At 65.0% G+C, this 237-nt stretch carries 1 pseudogene; it reads right to left on the bottom strand.

What is annotated here, in order from left to right:
- Positions 1-237: pseudogene (locus tag SB754_RS22885) on the bottom strand (DNA primase); the annotation flags it as partial.

Below are 237 nucleotides of genomic sequence, written 5' to 3' on the forward strand. Positions count from 1 at the left end.
CGGCGAGTTTGCATGCCGCCCAGAACAGCCCGTGATTGCGTTCGCCTTCCTGCAAGCGGGTCACCCATGCCGCGATCCGCGCGACGTCATGATCTTCCAGTGCGTGAGATTCGATGGGGCTCCTGGACGGCTCGGGCCGTGGATCGAGGAACTCCCGAAGACGCGCGGAGTCGAGATCACGCCCCGGAGTGGGGGAGAGAGACGAGACGGCATAGACAGCGCGCTGTCCTTCGATGG

The sequence above is a fragment of the Leifsonia sp. SIMBA_070 genome (assembly GCF_046534635.1).
In the GTDB taxonomy this organism is placed as follows: domain Bacteria; phylum Actinomycetota; class Actinomycetes; order Actinomycetales; family Microbacteriaceae; genus Leifsonia.